This is a genomic window from Kitasatospora sp. HPM-01-4 (assembly GCF_051374625.1).
Classification (GTDB): Bacteria; Actinomycetota; Actinomycetes; order Streptomycetales; family Streptomycetaceae; genus Kitasatospora.
In genome coordinates, this window is record NZ_JBPQGP010000005.1 from 7,303,492 (window position 1) to 7,324,120 (window position 20,629).

Consider the following 20,629-nt stretch of genomic DNA (forward strand, 5'->3'; position numbering starts at 1 on the left):
TGCCGGGGCCGAGGGGGCCGGATGGTTCCCCCGGCCCCGGCAGGCTCTTACCGGCGCGCTGGAGGGGCTGGACGGCGGTCCGCGGCCCGGAGGGTGGGTGCCGGGCAGCGGTAGGGGTTGTGCATTCTTCGGATCCGCGACGTGGGACGATGTACCGCATGCCAGCACCGAGGACTCCGAGTGACCGAGACGGACGCTATTCGCGTCCGGACGCCTCGATGTCCCTGCTGACCAGTGTGATGGACCACAGCCTTGACGACGGTTACGCCGAGGCGGCCAGGGCCCGCGGTGCCGAGGGGGTCAGCAGGCTGCCCGGCTCACTGCGCGGACGCCTGACGCTGGCGCTGGGCCTGGCCCTCGCCGCCACGGTGGTCACGGTGGGCGCGGTCAACAACGAGGAGGCGGCGCCGACTCTCGCCAAGGAGCGGGACGCGCTGATCCACCGGGTGAACGATGCCACCGGCAACGCCGACAAGCTGCAGAAGCAGGTCGAGACTCTGCGCGACAAGGTCGGGCGGACGCAGCAGCACGCCCTGAGCACGCAGGGCGACGGCGGACTCGCGGCGATCGCCGGGCGGGCGGGCACGGGGGAGGTGTCGGGTCCCGGGGTGAAGCTGGTACTTGAGGACGCCTCGGGTACCGGGGCCGGCGGCTCGGCCGGCAACCCGCGTCAGGCCGACGGCTTCCAGAACACCGGGCGGCTGCGGGACCGTGATCTCCAACTGGTCGTGAACGGGCTGTGGATCGCCGGTGCGGAGGCCGTCGCGATCAACGGGCAGCGGCTGACGGTGCTTTCGGCGATCCGGGCGGCGGGCGATGCGGTGCTGGTCGACAACCGGCCGCTGGTGCCGCCGTACACGGTGCTGGCGATAGGGGACGGGCAGCAGTTCGCCACGGCGTTCCAGAACGCGGAGGCCGGGCACTACCTGCGGCTGATCCAGGACGCCTACGGCATCAAGTCCAACCTCTCCGTGCAGAAGAAGGTGACGCTGCCGGGGGCGCTCGGCATCACGCTGCGGTACGCGCAGCCGGTCACCGCGGCACCGTCGCCCACGCCTTCGGGGTCCGCCCGGACCTCCTCCTCCGCTTCGCCGTCGTCGAGTGCCTCGCCCTCGTCGAGTGCCTCGCCGGCATCCGGCGGCGCGGCCGGGTCCAGCAAGAGTCCGTCCACCCCCCCAGGGACAGGAGCAGCTACACCGTGATTGCCGTACTTGGTCTCGTGATCGGGGTGCTCGTCGGCGTCTTCGTACAGCCCGAGGTGCCGGACGCCGTCGTGCCCTATCTGCCGATCGCGGTGGTGGCGGCGCTGGACGCGGTGTTCGGCGGTGTCCGGGCGATGCTGGACGGGATCTTCGACGACAAGGTCTTCGTGGTCTCCTTCCTCTCCAACGTCGTGGTCGCGGCGCTGATCGTCTTCCTCGGTGACAAGCTCGGGGTCGGCTCGCAGCTGTCCACGGGTGTGGTGGTCGTGCTCGGCATCCGGATCTTCTCGAACGCCGCCGCGATCCGACGGCACGTGTTCCGGGCCTGAGAGGGGGAGGGATGAGCGAGGACGAGCGGAAGCCCGAGCCGGAGAACCGCGGGGCGGTGACCGAGGCGGCCCCGCCGGCGGTCGCGGCAGCCGACCTTCGGCCGGTCGAGGAACCGGTCGGGGAACCGGTCGGGAGACCCGTCGAGCCGCCGGCTGCGGAGCCGGTGGCCGAGCAGGCCGAGCAGGCCGAGCAGGCCGAGCAGGGCGGTCAGGGCGGTCAGGACGGCTCCGCGGATCACCCGGTCACGGCGCCCGACGACGCCAGACGGCGGCTCAGGGCGGCGCTCTGGCCGCCACGCCTCTCGCGCGGTCAGCTGGTGGTGGCCGTGCTGCTGTTCTCGCTCGGTCTGGCGCTGGCCATCCAGGTTCGTTCGACCAGCGACCACAGCCAGCTGCGAGGTGCGCGCCAGGAGGATCTGGTCCGCATCCTCGACGAACTGGACAGCCGTCAGCAGCGTCTCCAGCAGGAGAAGACACAGCTCGAGCAGTCCCTCACCCAGTTGGAGAACAGCTCCAACCAGGCGAAGGAGGCTCAGGAGCAGACCAGGAAGAAGGCGACGGAGCTCGGAGTGCTCGCCGGCACCGTCAAAGCCACAGGTCCGGGCATCGTACTGACGGTCGATGATCCCCAAGGGCAGGTGAAGGCGGATATGCTGCTGGACACCCTGCAGGAACTTCGAGCGGCGGGGGCGGAGGCGATTCAGATCAACGATGTGCGCGTGGTGGCGGGCACCTACTTCACCGATGCGTCGGCGGGTGGTGTGCAGATCGATGGCAGGAAGGTGTCGCAGCCGTTCCGGTTCACCGTGATCGGGAACCCACAGGATCTGACGCCCGCTCTCAACATCCCGGGTGGTGTGGTGCGCACCCTGGAGAAGCAGCAGGCACAGGCCACGATCTCCACGCCGCAGTCGGTGACCGTGGACGCGCTCGCCACCCAGAAGTCCTCCCAGTACGCCACACCGGCGGCGAAGTGACGGAGTCACGGCCGTACGGTCCGTCAGCTGCGCCGCGCCCCAGACGGGTGCGCGGCGACTGTCGGCGACAATGGGACGTACCACTTGATCAGCGCCGGCGGTTCGCCGGGTCAGCTGCCTGTCCGAGCCTCTCACCCTGCCCCGCGGGCGGGTCTGTTACATGCAAGGAGACTCGCCCGTGAGTCTGTTCTCGAAGCTGTTCGGTCGTAACAAGCGCCGGGCCGAGGCGGCGGAGGCGCCCACGGCGCGCCACCGGATGTCCGACGACGCCTCCTTCCCCGGGACGCGGGGTGCGAACGAGCAGGGCCAGCACACCGAGCGCCCGCTGTTCCGCGACGGCGGTGGCAATCAGGCGCAGTACGGCGCGTCGGTTGATTCCTCAGGCGCGGCGCGCATAGGTTTCCAGTCGGGACCCTCAACCTCTGGTGGAGGGTTTGCTCCGGATCCGTACGCCGGGCACGCCCCGTCGGGCGTGCCGAGCCAGGAGGCTGTGAACATGACTGCCGGTGCCCTTCCCTGTCCCCGGTGCGGGAACCAGAACCCGGCGGCCGCCCGCTTCTGCAACAACTGCGGTACGGCGCTGCGCGGCGGGGTGCTGCCCGAGGGTGCGGCGGAGACCACGTCGACCATCTCGATCTCGGGCCTGGAGTCGTACGACCCCACGGCCACCGGGACGGGTGCCACCCCGGCGCTGTCGGCCGAGGTGCTCTCCGCGATCGACGCGCTGCCGCCGGGTTCCGCCCTGCTGATCGTGCAGCGCGGCCCGAACTCCGGCAGCCGCTTCCTGCTCGACTCGGACGTCACCACGGCGGGTCGCCACCCGGAGGGGGACATCTTCCTCGACGACGTCACCGTCTCGCGTCGCCACGTCGAGTTCCGCCGGACGTTCGGCGGCTTCTCGGTGGCGGACGTGGGCAGCCTCAACGGCACCTACGTCAACCGGGAGCGGATCGACGAGGTGTCGCTGAACAACGGCGACGAGGTGCAGATCGGGAAGTACCGGCTGGTGTTCTTCGCCAGTCCGCAGCGGGGGTTCTGAACCACACCGGGGGTACTGAACACGACGTCGACAGGAGCCCCGAGTGACCGCGCACACCCCTTCGTCCGTCGACTCCCTCCCGGTGCCCGCCTCGCGTCGGGTGGTCGGGCAGCGGCGACGCGGAGATGAACTGCTCAGCATCGGTGCGGTGCTGACCTTCCTTCGGGACGACTTCCCGGAGGTGACCATCTCCAAGATCCGCTTCCTGGAGGCGGAGGGGCTGGTGGAGCCGCAGCGGACACCGTCGGGCTACCGCAAGTTCAGCCCGGCCGACGTCGAACGGCTCGCGTACGTGCTGCGGATGCAGCGGGACCACTACCTGCCGCTGCGGGTGATCCGGGAGCACCTCGACGCCATGGAGCGCGGCGAGGCGCCCCCGGCGCTGCCGGCCCCGGACACCCGGCCCGGTCCGCTGGAGGAGGCGGACCGGGAGCTGGTGGCGGCCTCCGGCGCGGCGAGCGGGGTCCGGCTCGGCCGGGCCGAGCTGCTGGCGGCGGCGGAGGCCGGTGAGCCCGAGCTCACCGAGTGGGAGTCGTACGGGCTGCTCGGTCCGGGGCCGGACGGCGGGTACGACGCGGAGGCGCTGCAGATCGCCCGGCTGGTGGCGGAACTCGGGCGCTTCGGTCTCGAACCGCGCCACCTGAGGGCCGTGAAGGCGGCGGCGGACCGGGAGGTGGCTCTGGTCGAGCAGGTGGTGGCGCCGCTGCGGCGGCACCGGAACCCGCAGACCCGGGCCCATGCCGAAGCCACCGCGCGCGAGCTGGCCACTCTGGCGGTGCGGCTGCACGCCGCGATGGTGCAGGCGGGGCTGAGGGCCCGGCCGGGCCAGTGAGCGGCCGGGGCGGGAGCGCCCGGACCGGCTGCGCTTTCATATCCGGGGCAGGGGTCATAGGGTTGCCACTGTGAATGAGCTCGACGTCGTGGGTGTCCGGGTGGAGATGCCTTCCAACCAGCCGATCGTGCTGCTGCGGGAGGTTGGGGGCGATCGGTATCTGCCGATCTGGATCGGTCCTGGTGAGGCGACCGCGATCGCCTTCGCCCAGCAGGGCATGACTCCGGTGCGGCCGCTGACTCACGACCTGTTCAAGGACGTGCTGGACGCGCTCGGCCAGCAGCTCACCGAGGTCCGGATCAGTGACCTCAGGGAGGGCGTGTTCTACGCCGAGCTGGTGTTCTCCGGTGGTGTCGAGGTCAGCGCGCGTCCGTCGGACGCGATAGCCCTCGCCCTGCGGACCGGTACGCCGATCTACGGGAGCGAGGAGGTGCTCGCCGAGGCGGGCATCGCGATCCCCGACGAGCAGGAGGACGAGGTGGAGAAGTTCCGCGAGTTCCTCGACCAGGTCTCGCCGGAGGACTTCGGCGGCGGCCAGCAGTAGCGGCGTCCCGCCGCTGTGAGGCAGCGGGCCGGTGCCTCCGTTCCGGGCGCCGGCCACATGTCGGGTTTTGCCAAAGCGCGTCGACCTACCCACACTTAAGGCACGAAAAACCACACCATCGAGTTACCTCGGTGGTGAGCCTCGGCGTGGCGATCGTTGACGGGTCAATGGCGACTGCCTACCGTCAGGAGTGGCTCCGCTGAGTTACTCCACCCGGGGCCTGACGGCTCACGGACGAGCGGACGGAGGTAGGCATGAGCGGCTTGGGCGACGAAGCAGCCGTTGGAGGCCAGTGCTCCGTGCACGTCCCGCGCTCGGGGCGGAAGCTGCTGCTGGAGCGGGCCTGGGAGGCCACGGTCGTCGAGCAGCAGGAGCGGGAGCTGCCGAGGGTCGGGCGGTTCCCGGCCGTGCAGCCCGGGCAGCCGGCGATCGAGCGGCTGGCGCCGACCTCCGAGCTGGTGGGCTACCGGGGGCCGACGGCCTGCGCCGCGGCCGGGATCACCTACCGCCAGCTGGACTACTGGGCCCGTACGGGGCTGCTGGAGCCCAGTGTGCGCAGCGCGTACGCGGCCAGTGCGCAGCGGCTCTACAGCTTCCGCGACATCCTGCTGCTCAAGATCGTCAAGCGTCTGCTGGACGCCGGCGTCTCGCTCCAGAACATCCGGGTCGCCGTGGCCCATCTGCAGAGTGCCGAGGTCGCGGACCTGGCCGGGCTGACCCTGATGTGCGACGGGGCCACGGTGTACGAGTGCACCTCGCCGCAGCAGGTGGTGGACCTGCTGAAGGGTGGTCAGGGGGTCTTCGGCATCGCGGTCGGCGTGGTCTGGCAGGACCTGGAGGCCACGCTGGGGCGGCTGCACGCCGAGCGGACCGACACCGGGGAGACGCTGATCGGGCACGACCCGGGAGACGAGCTGGCCCAGCGCCGCAACCGGGCCGGCTGAGCCGGCGGCCGGTTTTCCACGAGGGCCCGGACGGGGAACCGTCCGGGCCCTCGGTGTCGTCCGGCCAGATGAAACGATCAAGAGGGGGACTTGATGGGACGGATCCCGCGGCCTCGGCTGCCCCGGGCGCGCGTGCTGCGGACGAGACGGGGGCAGCGGCGGGCGTTCCAGGCGGTCACGCTGCTGTGCGCGCTGGCCCTGGCCCCGAGTACCTGGCTCTGGCTCAGCGAGACGGACCGGGTCGGCACCGTGCGGAGTGCGCCGAGTGCCCCGGTGGCCGTGGTCTTCGGCGCCGGGCTGTTCGACGGTGAACCGTCCCCGTATCTGGCGCACCGGCTGGACGCGGCGCTGGCGCTGTACCGGGAACACAAGGTCGAGGCGATCCTGGTGACCGGTGACAACAGCCGGGACGACTACAACGAGCCGGGCGCCATGCGCCGTTACCTGGTCGGCCACGGGGTACCGCAGATCAGGGTGGTGGAGGACTACGCGGGCTTCGACACCTGGGACTCGTGCACCCGGGCCCGGCGGATCTTCGGGGTGGACCGGGCGGTGCTGGTCAGCCAGAGCTTCCATGTGCGGCGGGCGCTGGCGCTCTGCCGGGCGGCGGGTATCAGCTCGTACGCCGTCGGCGTGCCGGAAGCGGAGGACGAGACCTGGTACTACGGCGGGCTGCGGGAGATCCCCGGTGCGGGCAAGGCGGCGCTGAACGTCTGGCTGCGGCCGGATCCGCAGTTCCTCGGCGCCCCGGAGGACGGGATCGCCCGGGCACTGGCGGACGCGGCCGGGCACTGAGACCGCCCGGCGACAGGGCCCGCGGCGTCGCGGTCCAAGCCCGCCCGGGGCTCCGGGAGCGCTGATCGGGAATTGTCGGACGCCTGCGGGATGATCGGCAGGTGCGGACAGTGCCGAGCATCATCCACCTCGACATGGACGCCTTCTTCGCCGCGGTGGAGCAGGCGGCCAAGCCCAGCCTGCGCGGCAAACCCGTGGTGGTCGGCGGACTGGGCGGCCGCGGCGTGGTGTCGACCGCCTCGTACGAGGCGCGGCGGTTCGGGGTGCACTCGGCGATGCCGATGGCGCAGGCCCGGCGGCTGTGTCCGAACGCGGCCTTCCTGGCCGGGCGGTTCCCCGCCTACCGGCAGGTAAGCGACATCGTGATGGGCCTGCTGCGGGAGCTCTCGCCGCTGGTGGAGCCGCTCAGCCTGGACGAGGCCTTCGTGGACCTGGAGGCGGGGCCGTACGGTCCCGCGCTGGCCGCGGCCGACCCGCAGGAGGGGGCCCAGCTGGTGCTGGCGATCGCGGAGGACCTGCGGGCGGACATCCGGGAGCGGACGGCGCTGACGGGTTCGGTGGGCGCGGCGGGGTCGAAGCTGATGGCGAAGATCGCCTCCGAGCAGGCCAAGCCGGACGGCCTGGTGATGGTCGGGATCGGGGCCGAGCGGGCGGTGCTGAGCCGGCTGCCGGCGCGGGCGCTGCCCGGTGTCGGCCCGGCCACCGAGCAGGTGCTGCGGCGGACCGGCCTGGTGACGGTGGCGGACCTGGCCGAGGCGGGGGAGGAGGAGCTGGTCCAGCTGCTCGGCCGGGCGCACGGGGCGGGTCTGTACGCGATGTCCATAGGACTGGACGAGCGTGCGGTGGTGGCGGACCGCGATGCCAAGTCGGTCTCGGTGGAGGACACCTTCGAGGTGGACCTGGCCGACCGGGACGTCATCCTGCACCAGGTGGAGGTGCTGGCGGCGCGCTGCGTCCAGCGCCTGCACGCGGCGGGCCGCTCCGGGCGGACGGTGGTGCTGAAGGTTCGGCGGTTCGACTTCTCGACCCTCACCAGGTCCGAGACCCTGCGGGCGCCGACCGACGACGAGGCCGTGATCGCCGAGACGGCGCGGCGCCTGGCGATGCAGGTGGACGTCACCGGCGGGGTGCGGCTGCTCGGGGTCGGAGTGTCCCAGCTGGCCGACTTCACCCAGGAGGACCTCTTCGCCCAGGCCGCGGCGGAGGCGCAGGCGGCCGCCAGGGCCCAGGCGGAGGCAGAGGCGGAGACGGAGGCAGAAGAGGCCGCGAGCGCGGGGGAGCCCGAGCCGACCGGGGCGCGGGCGGAGGAGGCGGGTGCGGCGGCCGGGCGGCAGGAGGCCGGCCCGCCGGCCGGGCGGCGCTGGCTGCCCGGTCAGGACGTGACACACGCCCAGTACGGTCCGGGCTGGGTCCAGGGCAGCGGGGTCGGCCGGGTCACCGTACGGTTCGAGACACCGTACAGCCCGCCGGGGCGGGTCAGAACCTTCTTGATCGACGACCCCGAGCTCGCTCCCGCCGAACCGCTCCCCCTACGTCCGGAGCCGTAGACCCCGGCCGTCAGAGGGTGGGTGCAGGAACGTTTCGGCCTGCAAACGCTGTGGCCCCGTACCCGGAATCCATCCGGGTACGGGGCCACCTGTCGGGCTGGGCCTCGGGCGGGGCGCGATGCCCTCACCGCCCGCCGGGGCCCAGTCCCCTCGCGCACTGTCCCTGAGCGCGAGGGCTGGCGCCTTGTCAGGCGCCGGTCTTGACCGGCTCCGGGTTGGAGCGGTCCGCCACCGGAACGGCGGTGGCGGGCTTGACGCGCCGGATCGCGAACGGCACCACGGCGGCCACCAGGCACATCGCGGCGGCGACCCAGAACGCGTGCTTGTAGGCGTCCAGCGTGGGCAGCTGGATCGGCAGCGGGATCGGGAACTTCATGGTGTCGCCGGTCAGGATCGCGCCCATCACGGCGGTGCCGATGGCGCCGCCGACGGTGCGCAGCACGGCGTTCATGCCGTTGGCGATACCGCTCTGCTCGGCCGGGACGGCGCCGTTGATGTAGGCGGGCATGGCGGCGTAGGCGAGGCCGACGCCGAGGCCGAAGACGGCGGAGGCGAGGTAGATGTCACCCTCGGCGCTGTGGCGGACGGCCAGGTAGGCCATCGAGACCGCGCCGAGCGCACCACCGAGGACCAGCGGCAGGCGCGGGCCGCTGCGGGCGATCAGCAGAGCGCCGACCGGGGCGGCGACCATCGAGCCGATGGCGGACGGCAGCAGCATCACGCCGGCGTGCAGCACGGTGGCGGTGAAGCCGTAGTGGGCGAACTTCGCGGGGGTCTGGGCGAAGTTGCTGATCACCATGAAGGAGCCGTACATCCCGAAGCCGATGAGCAGGCCGGAGACGTTGGTGAAGGCGACGGCCGGGCGGGACATCATCTTCATGTCCACCAGCGGGTGGCTGACCTTGGCCTCGATGGCGATCCAGATCAGGGCGACCACGGCGGCCACGGCGAACAGACCCAGGGTCTTGGTCGAGGTCCAGCCCCAGTGGTTGCCCTGGCTGACGGCGATCAGCAGGGCGGAGAGCCAGCCGGCCAGGGTGAGCGCACCGAGCGGGTCGGCGCCGCCTTCCTTGTCGACGACCGGGTCCTTGGGGACGCGCAGGGCGACCAGGGCGACCGCGATGAGACCGAAGATCAGGCCCATCCAGAAGATGGACTTGTAGCTCCAGTGCTCCAGCAGCAGACCGGTGGCGACCAGGCCGAGGCCCGAGCCGACGCCCATCGAGGCGGAGATCGCGGCGACGCCGCCGGTGACCTTCTCCTTGGGGAGCTCGTCACGGACGATGCTGATCGCCAGCGGGAGCACACCACCGCCGGCGCCCTGCAGGACGCGGGCGATGACCAGCCAGGTGAAGGAGTGGGTGCAGACCGCCAGGGCGGAGCCGGCGACCAGGCCGGCCAGCGAGATCAGCAGCATCGGCTTGCGGCCGCGCAGGTCGCCGAAGCGGCCCAGCAGGGGGGTCAGCACGGCGGCGGAGAGCAGGTTGGCCGTCATCAGCCAGGTGATGTTGGAGCCGGCGGTGTGCAGCTCCTTGGCCAGCGACGGCAGGATCGGGACGACCGCGGTCTGCACCACGCTGAACGCCAGCATCGCCAGGATCAGAGCGGGTAGCACCCGTGCGCTGCTCGGCTTGTCGGCCGCGGAGCTGGGCTGTGGTGCCTCACTCACGGTTCTTCCTCCAGTTCAGGTCCCTCGGGCAGCCAGTTGCCCGGGGCGAAAGTCAACGAACTGAAGTAACGATGCAGGTGGATAGTTCAGCATGTCAAATATCTACTGGTGAAAACTAGGCAAAGCGGTACCCCGGGCTCCGGTCTGTCGGAACCCGGGGTTCCCGATGTGAAGTGCCGGTTCAGGCCTGGCGCAGCGGCTCGGGACGGGCGGGCGGCGGGGCGGAGGGCGCCACGGCCGGGGAATCCGGGCCGGTGCCGTCGTGGACCTCGACCCGCTCCCGGCGCAGCTCCTCGCGGATCACCACCTCCTCGGTGTACCGCTCGACCACCAGGCGCACCCGCTCGACCGGGGCCAGGTACTTGCGCACCACCGGCCGCTCCTCGCGCAGCGTCACCTCCTCCACGGCTTCGACGATCTCCTGGTCGCTGAGCGCGGCCCGCTCGGACTCCGTCACCGGTACCCGCTCCACCCGCACCCGCTCCCGGGTGACCTGCACCCGGCGCTCGACCGGCTCGGTGGCCACGTACTTGCGCAGCCTGGCGGTGCCGAGGACGTGCCACTCGGTGCCGATCTCGAGGCGCTCCTCGCGGCAGGTGATCTCGATCGCTCCCGTCGGGGGCCGGCCGGCCGCGGCCGGGTGGTCCACGGTCGGCGCGTGCCCGGCCCGCCCGTTGGACTCGGTGGCCCTGGGGGCGGGCTTGTCCAGCGCGGTGGGGCTCTTGGCGTGCTCGACGGGCGGTGTGCCCGGTGCCGCCGGCGGCGGGGCGAACGCGGTCGGGGTGCGCTCCGCGGCGGCGGGTGCGGCCGAGGCGCGCTCCGTGGCGGTGGGCTTGGCGGGCGCTACGGGCGCTACGGGCGCTACGGGCGCCGCAGGAGCGGCGGGCGGTGCGGGGGCGACCCGGTCGGGCGGCGCGGGGGGTCCGGCCGCTCCGGCGGTGCCGAAGTCCAGGTCTGCGGCCTTCGGGGTGCCGTTGGTGGGCGGTGCCGGGGGAGTGCCCCCCGCGTCCAGGCCGTAGTAGCGGTAGAGCTGGAGCTCCTGCGCGGGCGAGAGGTGCTGCCCGACGCCGAAGTCGGGTGAGTCCTTGATGAGCGACTTGTCGTACGGGACCCGGAGTTCGTCGCCCGAGAACTCACTGGTGGTCAGCGGGACGAAGGCGTCCCGGCCGAAGATCCCGGTCCGCACCGCGGCCCATTCGGGCTCACCGGTCGCGTCATCGAGATACACCTCGTCGACCGTGCCGATCTTGTCCCCGTTCCGGTCGACCGCCTTGTGCCCGATCAGGATTCGCGGATCGATGTCGGTCTGCACGCAGTCCTCCACTACACGTGCTCCTGGGAAATTCCGTCTGAGGGGCGGACGGAGGAGCTACCCGATCGCCACTTCATACGAAAAGCCATCAATCGGACAGCGGCGACCCGGAGGCATCCGTACGGGAGGGTGTTGGGCCGTCCGGGACCGGGTGGATCCCGCCCGATCTCCCTTGCCCGGCCGGTGATCCGGAGGGTTTGCGCTGGTACCCTGGGCGCGACCGCCGAGCCTGCTCGGGAGAGTCCCCAACCCCCGTGAACTGCGGGAAAAGGGGCGCCGAAGGAGCAAACCCTCCCCGGAATCTCTCAGGCATCCGTACCGTGTGGGCTAGGTCACTCTGGAAAGCAGGGCAGGACTGTTGGCGCGGGAGCCGGCGGCACCACCCTCACCGACGGTGCAAGCCGATGGAAGCCCCCCGGGGTTTCCGCGCGGCGAAGCTCTCAGGTCCCGATGACAGAGGGGGAGGCCTGTCGGGTTCACGCGCACTTCGGTCCACCGCTCCCACAGCGGCGGGGCCCAACGGCGTGTGTACCCTCGCCGGTCCGTGACCAGGAGGCCTCGACCCCCATGAACGCCCAGCCGACGCTCGCCGAGCTTGAGCAGGCCAGCCCCTTCGAGACCCGCCACATCGGCCCCGACGCCGCCGCCCAGGACAAGATGCTGGCGCAGGTCGGCTACGGCTCGCTGGACGAGCTGTCCGACGCCGCCGTACCGGGCGCCATCCGCAGCCTCACCGCACTCGGCCTCCCCGCCGGTCGCAGCGAGGCCCAGGTGCTCGCGGAGCTGCGTGAACTCGCCTCGCGCAACCAGGTCCTGCAGCCGATGATCGGTCTCGGCTACTACGGCACCTTCACCCCGCCGGTGATCCTGCGCAACGTGCTGGAGAGCCCGGCCTGGTACACCGCCTACACCCCGTACCAGCCGGAGATCTCCCAGGGCCGGCTGGAGGCGCTGCTCAACTTCCAGACCCTGGTCTCCGACCTGACCGGGCTCGCCACCTCCGGCTCCTCGCTGCTGGACGAGGGCACCGCCGCCGCCGAGGCGATGGCGCTGGCCCGCAGGGTCACCAAGGTCAAGGGCGGTGTCTTCCTGGTCGACGCCGAGGCCCTGCCGCAGACCGTCGCGGTGATCAGGACCCGTGCGGTGCCGACCGGCGTCGAGGTGGTCGTCGCCGACCTGTCCGAGGGCATCCCGGCCGAGATCGCCGAGCGCGGCGTCTTCGGTGTGCTGCTCCAGTACCCCGGTGCCACCGGTGTGGTCCGCGACCTCGCTCCGGTGATCGAGCAGGCGCACGGCCTGGGCGCGGTCGTCGCGGTCGCCGCCGACCTGCTGGCCCTCACCCTGCTGAAGTCCCCGGGTTCGCTCGGCGCCGACATCGCCTGCGGCACCTCGCAGCGCTTCGGCGTGCCGATGGGCTTCGGCGGCCCGCACGCCGGCTACCTGGCCGTGCGCGCCGAGTACGCCCGCAACCTGCCCGGCCGCCTGGTCGGCGTCTCGGTCGACGCGGACGGCAACCGGGCCTACCGCCTGGCGCTGCAGACCCGTGAGCAGCACATCCGCCGCGAGAAGGCCACCAGCAACATCTGCACCGCCCAGGTGCTGCTGGCCGTGATGGCCTCGATGTACGCCGTCTACCACGGCCCCGACGGCCTGGCCGACATCGCCCGCCGCACCCACCGCTACGCCGCCGCGCTGGCCGAGGGCCTGAAGGCCGGCGGTGTCGAGCTGCTGCACGGCGAGTTCTTCGACACCGTCAGCGCCCGGGTCCCGGGCCGGGCCGCCGCCGTGGTGGACGCCGCCCGGGCGGGTGGCGTCAACCTCCACCAGGCCGACGCCGACACCGTCTCGATCTCCTGCGACGAGACCACCACCCGCGAGCACCTGGCCGCCGTCCTCGCCGCCTTCGGCATCGAGGGCGTCGAGCCGGACGAGAGCGCCGAGGCGCTGCCCGCCGCGCTGCTGCGCGAGGACGAGTACCTCACCCACCCGGTCTTCCACAGCCACCGCTCGGAGACCGCGATGCTGCGCTACCTGCGCCGTCTCTCGGACCGGGACTACGCGCTGGACCGCGGCATGATCCCGCTGGGCTCCTGCACCATGAAGCTCAACGCCACCACCGAGATGGAGCCGGTGACCTGGCCGGAGTTCGGCCAGCTGCACCCCTTCGCGCCGGTGGACCAGGCCGAGGGCTTCCTCACCCTGATCCGCCAGCTGGAGCAGCAGCTGGTCGAGGTGACCGGCTACGACGCCGTGTCCATCCAGCCCAACGCCGGCTCCCAGGGCGAGCTGGCCGGTCTGCTCGCGGTGCGTGCCTACCACCACGCCAACGGCGACACCCAGCGCGACGTCTGCCTGATCCCCTCCTCCGCGCACGGCACCAACGCCGCCTCGGCCGTGATGGCCGGGATGCGGGTGGTCGTGGTCAAGACCCTGGTCGACGGTGACGTGGACGTCGAGGACCTGAAGGCCAAGATCGAGCAGCACCGCGACCAGCTCTCGGTGCTGATGGTCACCTACCCGTCCACCCACGGTGTGTACGAGACCCGGATCACCGAGATCTGCGGCCTGGTGCACGAGGCCGGCGGCCAGGTCTACGTGGACGGCGCCAACCTGAACGCGCTGGTGGGCCTCGCCAAGCCGGGCAAGTTCGGCGCGGACGTCTCGCACCTGAACCTGCACAAGACCTTCTGCATCCCGCACGGCGGTGGCGGCCCGGGCGTCGGCCCGGTCGCGGTGCGCGCGCACCTCGCGCCCTACCTGCCGAACCACCCGCTCCAGGCGGAGGCCGGACCGGCCACCGGTGTCGGCCCGATCTCGGCCGCGCCCTGGGGCTCGGCGGCCATCCTGCCGATCTCCTGGGCGTACGTCCGGCTGATGGGCGGCGAGGGTCTCAAGCGCGCCACCCAGGTCGCGGTGCTGAACGCCAACTACATCGCCAAGCGCCTGGCCCCGCACTTCCCGGTGCTCTACACCGGCCCCGGCGGCCTGGTCGCGCACGAGTGCATCATCGACCTGCGCCCGCTCACCAAGGAGACGGGGGTGAGTGTGGACGACATCGCCAAGCGGCTGATCGACTACGGCTTCCACGCCCCGACCATGTCCTTCCCGGTGGCCGGCACGCTGATGATCGAGCCCACCGAGTCCGAGGACCTGGGCGAGATCGACCGCTTCTGCGAGGCGATGATCGAGATCCGGGCGGAGATCGACAAGGTGGGTTCGGGCGAGTGGGCGGCCGACGACAACCCGCTGCGGAACGCCCCGCACACCGCCGCCAACCTGGCCGGTGACTGGACGCACCCGTACAGCCGGCAGGAGGCGGTCTTCCCGGCGGGCGTCAATCCGGCCGAGAAGTACTGGCCGCCGGTGAGCCGGATCGACGGTGCGTACGGCGACCGCAACCTGGTCTGCTCCTGCCCGCCGCTGGACGAGTACGGAGTCTGAGCAACGGCGCGAGGGCCCTTCGAAGGAGTGTTCCTTCGAGGGGCCCTCGCGCTGTCCTGCCTCCGGGCCGCTCAGGCCGCGGCCAGGGCCCGGTGCGGTGCGATCACCTGCCCGTCGGGCAGCAGCTCGCCGGTGTCTTCGAAGATCAGGACGCCGTTGCAGAGCAGGCTCCACCCCTGGTCGGGGTGGGAGGCCACCGGGACGGCCGCCTCGCGGTCGGCGGACTCCGCTGTCGGGCACTCAGGACGGTGCTGGCACATGACTCGTACCCTCGCTTCGCTCGCGACGATCCGCTTCCGCCTGACGGCCTCCCCCGCGGGCCGGTCGGCGACCGGGCCGGTGGCGTCGCGTGCCGGGACCTCCCGTCCGGACGCGCATCCCCGACGCGTGGCGCCGTCAGGCTCGCCGGCGGAGTCGGCCGTGGTGCCGGGCCATGGAGCCGGCCGATGCCACAGTGTGCGCTCCGCCTCACGACGCGTGTCCAGACTGGACTCCGGCCCGCTCCTTCCCCCGCACTCCCGGTCACCGGCCGGTCCGGGCGTCCGCCCCGCCGGTCGGATCTCCTGTCGGCCCCGGCCCATGTGTGAACCGGTGCTTCGGTGGGTAAGACTGCTGCCTTTCCCACCTGCTTCCCAGTGTCGGCATCCCGGGGCGATCGCGCAGCGATTTGGTGACATGCGCCACAACTGGCCGCCCTACATCACCCATTCAGGCGGCGGAGGCCGACCGGGACAGCCCGACGGGCCAACCGGGACCTGACTCGGCCGAGTCAGGTCCGGATGGCCCGTTCGGGTGATGCGCCTCAGGAGATTCCGGCCGTCAGCCGCCTCGGGACCGCCGCGCGCTCCAGCATCGCCAGCAGCTCGACCGCCGGGTAGACCCGGTGCGCGGTCACCCCGCAGGGGGCGGGCGCCAGCGGGATCAGCAGATCGGTGGCCGGGCCGGGTTCGGGGTGGTGCAGCCAGAGCGCGGTGGCGTAGTGGCCGGGCATCGACAGCAGTCGCGGCTGGTGCCGGGAGCGCGAGGACTGGGCCAGCTGCCAGGCCTGGCGCAGCGCCCGGACCGTGGAGTCCAGGTACGGCCCCGCGGTGAAGTGCGAGAAGGTGTGGCCGTCCGCCGTCTCGACCACCTCGGCCGCCGCCGCCACCTCGGCCGCCGGCTCCACCGGGGCCGTCGCCGAGCCGCGCTTGATCAGGAAGCGCCACCCGGTGCGCCTGGCCGTGGAGAGCCCGGCGCCGGGCCCCTCCAGGACGTGCACCGCGAGTGGATGGGAGGGCAGCAGCGGGCCGCCGGCGCCGCGCAGGGCGCTCGCGGCGGGTTGGCACAGTGCGGCCTCGGAGTCGAGCGCGGCAAGGACCGCGCGCAGGGCACTGGGCGGGGGCTGGGGCGTCTGCATGGTCATGGCGGGTCGCCTCTCCGTGCGAGATCGGCGTGCGAGTGCGGCATACCGGCGTGGCGTCGGTGTGACGGGACCTGGGCCGTGTCCGGTTGGGCATGATCGCGGTGCTGGCGCGGAACCTGCCGACGATGAGATTCGGAGCGGCATGGCACCGGGCAGGAGCGCAGTGCGAATTCTACTCGAACAGGTGCGCAGGGTGACCTTCTTATCACGTTCCGTGGCCCGTGGCAAGCTGGGATACGGCTGACGGTTCGTCAGAAACCTTCTGTCGTCAACCTGTTCGGGTGAGCGGCTATCGATCTTCCGGTGGGGCATGATGCAGGAACGATCGGCCGAAGGATCGACCAAAGGTGAAGGGGCACCCATGGGCGAGAAGGTCGTGGCGACTCGGGCGGAGCTTGCCGACCGGCAGCTGTACCGCCGGAAGCTGCAGTCCTGCCTGGACGCACTGGAGCGGATGCTGCGGGAGGAACGCTTCGACCGCCCCAAGGCCATGATGGGCCTGGAGATCGAGCTCAACCTGGCCGACGAGCAGGGCGGCCCGCTGATGTACAACGAGGAGGTGCTCGGTTCGATCGCCTCCAACGACTTCCAGACCGAGCTCGGCCAGTTCAACATCGAGGTCAACATCGCGCCGCACCGGCTGACCGGCCACGTCCTGGAGGACCTCCGCGAGGAACTCGACACCTGCCTGCGGTACGCCGACCGCAAGGCGGCCGAGGTCGGGGCCAGGATCGTGATGGTCGGCATCCTGCCGACCCTCGGCCTGGACCACACGGGCCTGGACGCCATGTCGCACAACGACCGCTACACCCTGCTCAGCGACCAGATCCTGGCCGCCAGGGGAGAGGACATCGCGATCGACATCCAGGGGGTGGAGCAGCTGTCGATCGAGTCGGTCTCGATGGTCGCCGAGGCCGCCGCCACCTCGCTCCAGCTGCACCTCCAGGTCACCCCCGAGCGCTTCGCCTCGGTCTGGAACGCCGCCCAGGCCTTCGCCTCCGTACAGGTGGCGCTCGGTGCCAACTCCCCGTTCCTGTTCGGCCGGGAGCTGTGGCGGGAGACCCGGCCGGTGCTCTTCCAGCAGGCCTGCGACACCCGTTCGGCCGAGCTCAAGACGCAGGGCGTGCGGCCGATCACCTGGTTCGGGGAGCGCTGGATCGACTCGGCGCTCGACCTCTTCGCCGAGAACCAGCGGTACTTCCCCGCGCTGCTGCCGATCTGCTACGACGAGGACCCGGGCAAGGTGCTGGCCTCCGGGGGCGTCCCCAGGCTGGGCGAGATGCGGCTGCACAACGGCACCATCTACCGCTGGAACCGCCCGGTGTACGACGTCGCGGGCGGCGTACCGCACCTGCGCGTGGAGAACCGCTGCCTGCCGGCCGGGCCGACCGTCGCCGACACCCTGGCGAACGCCGCCTTCTTCTACGGCCTGGTCCGGGCGCTCGCCGAGCAGCCGAGGCCGATCTGGACCAGGCTGGCCTTCGCCCAGGCCGACGAGAACTTCCACAACGCCGCGCGGTACGGCATCGAGACCGTCCTCCAGTGGCCGAAGAGCGGGCGGGGCGCGCGCGGTACCGTCCCGGTCGCGGCCACCGAACTGGTGCTGAGCGAACTGCTCCCGCTGGCGTACCAGGGGCTCGGCGAGTGGGGCGTGGCGGCGGGCGACCGGGACCGCTACCTCGGCATCATCGAGCAGCGCTGCCTGCGCCGGACGAACGGCGCGGCGTGGCAGAGCGCCACCGTGCACCGGCTGCGCGAGCAGTACGGGATGGACCGGGCGGCGGCGCTGGCGGCCATGACGCGGCGGTACATGGAGTACTCGCGGGCGGGCGAGCCGGTGCACACCTGGCCGGTGGGGTAGTTCCCGGATCCGTTCCACGGGTGCGGGGGCCGAGCGGAGGATCCTCGTGCTCCCGGACGGTGCGCATCCCGGTGCCCCGGGGCTCTCCGGGTCGGCGTTGCGGTTCCCCCGTGGCCGGGGGCGCCGTCCACCCGGTGTCTGGGTGTTCAGAGGCTGATATGCGAGGATGATCCGCCCGGCGGCAGGATCGGTCGCCGGACCGGAGCCGTGTGCTGGAGAGACCTGGTGACCACCGTTTCGACCGAGCCCGAACCCGGGACCGCGACCCCGTCCCGCCGACTGCTGGCGGTCGAGCTGCTGATCGTGCTCGGTCTCTCGCTCGGCGCCAGCGGCATCAGCGCGGTGATCAGCTTCCTCGGGTCGCTCACCCAGCCCATCGCGCTCGGCCAGCAGGTCGCGACGCTCAACGCCTCGCGGGCGCCCGGCCGGCCCTGGCTGGACCTGGCCTGGCAGGTGTACTACATCCTGCGCGCACTGGTGCCGGTCGCCCTGGTCGGCTACCTGCTGGTCCGGGAGGGGAGCTCGCTGCGGCAGCTGGGCTTCGACCTCCGCCGCAAGCTGGGCGACCTGGGGCGGGGGGCGGTCGTCGCGGCCGCGATCGGCGGCTCGGGACTGCTGCTCTACCTCGGCTCACAGGCGGTCGGCGCCAATCTGACGGTCGCGCCCTCCGGGCTGCCCGCCGTCTGGTGGCGGATCCCCGTGCTGGTGGCCTCCGCCTGGCAGAACGCCGTCCTGGAGGAGGTGATCGTCGTCGGGTACCTGCTGCGCAGGCTGGGCCAGCTGGGCTGGGGGCTGCCGGCGATGATCGTCACCAGTGCGGTGCTGCGCGGTTCGTACCACCTGTACCAGGGCATCGGCGGCCTGGTCGGCAACATGGTGATGGGCGTGGTCTTCTGCCTGCTGTACCGGCGCTGGGGCCGGGTGATGCCGCTGGTGGTCGCGCACGCGCTGATCGACACCGTCGCCTTCGTCGGGTACGCGCTGCTGGCCGGCCATGTGAGCTGGCTGCCCGCGGGGTGAGCCCCGTTCGGGGGCGGCCGGAGGGGTGCCTCGCGTCCTGAGGGCCATTCGGGTCATCCGCTGTTCCCGGTGCGCCGTGCCCACGCCGGCGTGGAGGGGCCCGATCGGGGTCCGTTGATCCCGCCGCCGACCCACCAGGCACGGAGTCCTGATACGCAGTCCGCTTGGGAACGCAACCCGCGCTGATCCGGGGCGACTTCGGGACGGGTGCGTCCGGACGCCGGTCCGCTCCGGCCGCGATCGGCCGGGAGCGGACCGGCCACCAGGAACCCCGGTCGGCTCTCAGCTCCGCGCCGGCTCGGGACCGCTGTGCAGGGTGCCGTCCAGGACGGTGACCGCCCGGCCGGAGAGCAGGACCCGGTCGCCGGAGAGCTCGCAGGTCACCAGGCCGCCCCGGCGGGAGGCCTGGTACCCGGTCAGCCGGGTGCCGCCCAGCTGCTTGGCCCAGTAGGGGGCCAGTGCGGTGTGGGCGCTGCCGGTGACCGGGTCCTCCGGGATGCCGCAGGCCGGGGCGAAGAAGCGGGAGACGAACTGGTAGTCCCCCGAGGGGTCGTCGGCCACGGCCGTGGCCAGGACGCCCCGGGTGGGCAGCGCGGCGACGGCGGTGAGGTCGGGGGCGAGCGAACGCACGGTCCGCTCGTCCGCGAGGCGCACCAGCAGATCGCCGAGCGGCCCGGTGTCGAAGCTTTCGAGCACCGGGGCGCCGAGGGCTTCGGTGAGCCCGGCGGGGTCGGGGACCGGGGTGTGCGGGTTGGCCGGGAAGTCCAGGGTGTAGCCGCCGAGTTGCTCCCGGCGGGCGACCAGGGTGCCGCTGCGGCTGGTGAACCGGACCTGGTCCGTGCCGAGCAGTCCGTCGGAGTGCATGGCGTGCACGGTGGCCAGGGTGGCGTGCCCGCAGAGGCCGGCCTCAAGGGTGGGGGTGAACCAGCGCAGCCACCAGTCGGCCTCGCCACCGCTCGGCAGTGGCAGGGCGAAGGCGGTCTCCGAGAGGTTCATCTCGGCGGCGACCCGCTGCATCCAGTCCTCGTCGGGCCAGTCGGGGCCGTCCAGCAGGCAGACGGCGGCAGGGTTCCCGGAGAACGGCCGGTCGGTGAAGGCGTCGATGATTCTGATCCGCATGCCGTCAACCGTACGGGCCCGCCGGGGCGGCGGCCATGGCCAATTCACGGTAGGCGGACTGACAGTGCCTCAGGACGGCTCAGCGTGGCCGCCGGGCGACCGGCGGGCGGCGCAGCAGCCGGTCCACATGGTGGCGCTGGAGGCCCTGGCCGGGGTCGACCGGTACCAGCAGCCGGTCCCGGCGCAGCAGGGAGTTGCGGACCAGCCGACGCGGGATCATGTCGTCCACCCAGGCGAACGGCCGTCCGTCCGCGTACCGCAGCAGTGGTGCCCACTTGAACGCCCGGAAGAGGTCCATCAGCGGCACTCGCGGATCGTCGGGCTGCGGGACGTAGTCGGAGAAGCGCACCACCGGGAGTTCGGGGAGGCCGAGCAGCGGCGAGATGTGGATGTTGGCCTGCTCCTCCCAGGTGGTGGCCCAGCAGAGCTGGTAGCTTCCGGCGAGTTCGCGCAGCCACTCGCCGTGGCGGTCGGAGAGCAGGACGGCGTAGCCGAGCAGGGTGTGGGTGTCGAAGTCGGCGTCGGGGTGCGGGTGGACGGGGTTGAGCACTCCGTCGACGTCCAGGAACAGCAGAGGTTCGGGCACTGGGCTCCCC

The 20,629-nt window shown here is 72.0% G+C and carries 18 protein-coding genes and 2 riboswitches; of the genes, 12 read left to right on the plus strand and 6 right to left on the minus strand.

Going from position 1 to position 20,629, the window contains the following annotated elements; all coding sequences use genetic code 11:
* Nucleotides 1–218: 218 nt before the first annotated feature.
* The 9 genes from ACSMTC_RS31885 to ACSMTC_RS31925 all read left to right on the plus strand — a co-directional run bounded on the left by ACSMTC_RS31885 (nucleotide 219) and on the right by ACSMTC_RS31925 (nucleotide 8,209).
* Nucleotides 219–1,202 carry a DUF881 domain-containing protein gene (locus ACSMTC_RS31885; RefSeq protein WP_436563196.1) on the plus strand — a complete coding sequence of 328 codons (984 nt, stop codon included), beginning with the start codon at nucleotides 219–221 and terminating at the stop codon, nucleotides 1,200–1,202.
* Nucleotides 1,199–1,531 carry a small basic family protein gene (locus ACSMTC_RS31890; protein ID WP_436563197.1) on the plus strand — a complete coding sequence of 111 codons (333 nt, stop codon included), beginning with the start codon at nucleotides 1,199–1,201 and terminating at the stop codon, nucleotides 1,529–1,531. The genes ACSMTC_RS31885 and ACSMTC_RS31890 overlap by 4 nt, the downstream gene beginning before the upstream one ends.
* Before the next feature lie 11 nt (nucleotides 1,532–1,542).
* The gene (locus tag ACSMTC_RS31895; protein ID WP_436563198.1) at nucleotides 1,543–2,508 is read left to right on the plus strand and encodes a DUF881 domain-containing protein; all 966 of its coding nucleotides are present in this window, start codon (nucleotides 1,543–1,545) and stop codon (nucleotides 2,506–2,508) included.
* Nucleotides 2,509–2,686: 178 nt separating this feature from the next.
* On the plus strand, nucleotides 2,687–3,547 hold the full coding sequence (locus tag ACSMTC_RS31900) for an FHA domain-containing protein (protein ID WP_436563199.1): 861 nt from the start codon (nucleotides 2,687–2,689) through the stop codon (nucleotides 3,545–3,547).
* Between the two features lie 82 nt (nucleotides 3,548–3,629).
* Nucleotides 3,630–4,379: a transcriptional regulator FtsR gene (ftsR, locus tag ACSMTC_RS31905; protein WP_436564873.1), complete on the plus strand. Its 750-nt coding sequence runs from the start codon at nucleotides 3,630–3,632 to the stop codon at nucleotides 4,377–4,379.
* 70 nt (nucleotides 4,380–4,449) lie between these two features.
* Nucleotides 4,450–4,923, plus strand: a complete 474-nt coding sequence (locus tag ACSMTC_RS31910; RefSeq protein WP_045304014.1) for a bifunctional nuclease family protein — start codon at nucleotides 4,450–4,452, stop codon at nucleotides 4,921–4,923.
* 254 nt (nucleotides 4,924–5,177) lie between these two features.
* The gene (locus ACSMTC_RS31915) at nucleotides 5,178–5,867 is read left to right on the plus strand and encodes a MerR family transcriptional regulator (RefSeq protein WP_436563200.1); all 690 of its coding nucleotides are present in this window, start codon (nucleotides 5,178–5,180) and stop codon (nucleotides 5,865–5,867) included.
* A gap of 93 nt (nucleotides 5,868–5,960) precedes the next feature.
* Nucleotides 5,961–6,662, plus strand: coding sequence for a SanA/YdcF family protein (locus ACSMTC_RS31920; protein ID WP_436563201.1), 702 nt, complete (start codon nucleotides 5,961–5,963; stop codon nucleotides 6,660–6,662).
* Nucleotides 6,663–6,763: 101 nt separating this feature from the next.
* Nucleotides 6,764–8,209, plus strand: coding sequence for a DNA polymerase IV (locus ACSMTC_RS31925; RefSeq protein WP_436563202.1), 1,446 nt, complete (start codon nucleotides 6,764–6,766; stop codon nucleotides 8,207–8,209).
* A 187-nt stretch (nucleotides 8,210–8,396) separates the two neighbouring features.
* Here the strand turns inward: ACSMTC_RS31925 and ACSMTC_RS31930 are convergent, their stop codons facing one another.
* Together ACSMTC_RS31930 and ACSMTC_RS31935 are read right to left on the minus strand one after the other, a co-directional pair.
* The gene (locus ACSMTC_RS31930; protein WP_436563203.1) at nucleotides 8,397–9,878 is read right to left on the minus strand and encodes an MFS transporter; all 1,482 of its coding nucleotides are present in this window, start codon (nucleotides 9,876–9,878) and stop codon (nucleotides 8,397–8,399) included.
* A gap of 181 nt (nucleotides 9,879–10,059) precedes the next feature.
* Nucleotides 10,060–11,190 carry a PRC and DUF2382 domain-containing protein gene (locus ACSMTC_RS31935; protein ID WP_436563204.1) on the minus strand — a complete coding sequence of 377 codons (1,131 nt, stop codon included), beginning with the start codon at nucleotides 11,188–11,190 and terminating at the stop codon, nucleotides 10,060–10,062.
* A 224-nt stretch (nucleotides 11,191–11,414) separates the two neighbouring features.
* Nucleotides 11,415–11,521: riboswitch (glycine riboswitch) on the plus strand.
* Nucleotide 11,522: 1 nt separating this feature from the next.
* A riboswitch (glycine riboswitch) is annotated at nucleotides 11,523–11,654 on the plus strand.
* A gap of 103 nt (nucleotides 11,655–11,757) precedes the next feature.
* Here ACSMTC_RS31935 and gcvP point away from each other — a divergent pair.
* Nucleotides 11,758–14,631, plus strand: a complete 2,874-nt coding sequence (gene gcvP / locus ACSMTC_RS31940) for an aminomethyl-transferring glycine dehydrogenase (protein ID WP_436563205.1) — start codon at nucleotides 11,758–11,760, stop codon at nucleotides 14,629–14,631.
* 71 nt (nucleotides 14,632–14,702) lie between these two features.
* On the opposite strand, the gene ACSMTC_RS31945 is transcribed toward gcvP, so the two are convergent.
* Both ACSMTC_RS31945 and ACSMTC_RS31950 read right to left on the minus strand, forming a co-directional pair.
* Complete coding sequence (locus ACSMTC_RS31945) at nucleotides 14,703–14,891, minus strand: DUF5999 family protein (protein ID WP_436563206.1); 189 nt, start codon at nucleotides 14,889–14,891, stop codon at nucleotides 14,703–14,705.
* 542 nt (nucleotides 14,892–15,433) lie between these two features.
* Nucleotides 15,434–16,033 carry a hypothetical protein gene (locus tag ACSMTC_RS31950; protein WP_436563207.1) on the minus strand — a complete coding sequence of 200 codons (600 nt, stop codon included), beginning with the start codon at nucleotides 16,031–16,033 and terminating at the stop codon, nucleotides 15,434–15,436.
* Nucleotides 16,034–16,394: 361 nt separating this feature from the next.
* Between ACSMTC_RS31950 and ACSMTC_RS31955 the strand changes: the two genes are divergently transcribed.
* Nucleotides 16,395–17,894: a glutamate-cysteine ligase family protein gene (locus tag ACSMTC_RS31955; RefSeq protein WP_436563208.1), complete on the plus strand. Its 1,500-nt coding sequence runs from the start codon at nucleotides 16,395–16,397 to the stop codon at nucleotides 17,892–17,894.
* A gap of 225 nt (nucleotides 17,895–18,119) precedes the next feature.
* Nucleotides 18,120–18,914, plus strand: coding sequence for a CPBP family intramembrane glutamic endopeptidase (locus ACSMTC_RS31960; RefSeq protein ID WP_436563209.1), 795 nt, complete (start codon nucleotides 18,120–18,122; stop codon nucleotides 18,912–18,914).
* Between the two features lie 282 nt (nucleotides 18,915–19,196).
* Here ACSMTC_RS31960 and ACSMTC_RS31965 read toward each other — a convergent pair whose 3' ends face one another.
* Nucleotides 19,197–20,033, minus strand: a complete 837-nt coding sequence (locus ACSMTC_RS31965; RefSeq protein WP_436563210.1) for a PhzF family phenazine biosynthesis protein — start codon at nucleotides 20,031–20,033, stop codon at nucleotides 19,197–19,199.
* Between the two features lie 79 nt (nucleotides 20,034–20,112).
* Nucleotides 20,113–20,619: an HAD domain-containing protein gene (locus tag ACSMTC_RS31970; RefSeq protein ID WP_436563211.1), complete on the minus strand. Its 507-nt coding sequence runs from the start codon at nucleotides 20,617–20,619 to the stop codon at nucleotides 20,113–20,115.
* Between the last annotated feature and the right edge of the window lie 10 nt (nucleotides 20,620–20,629).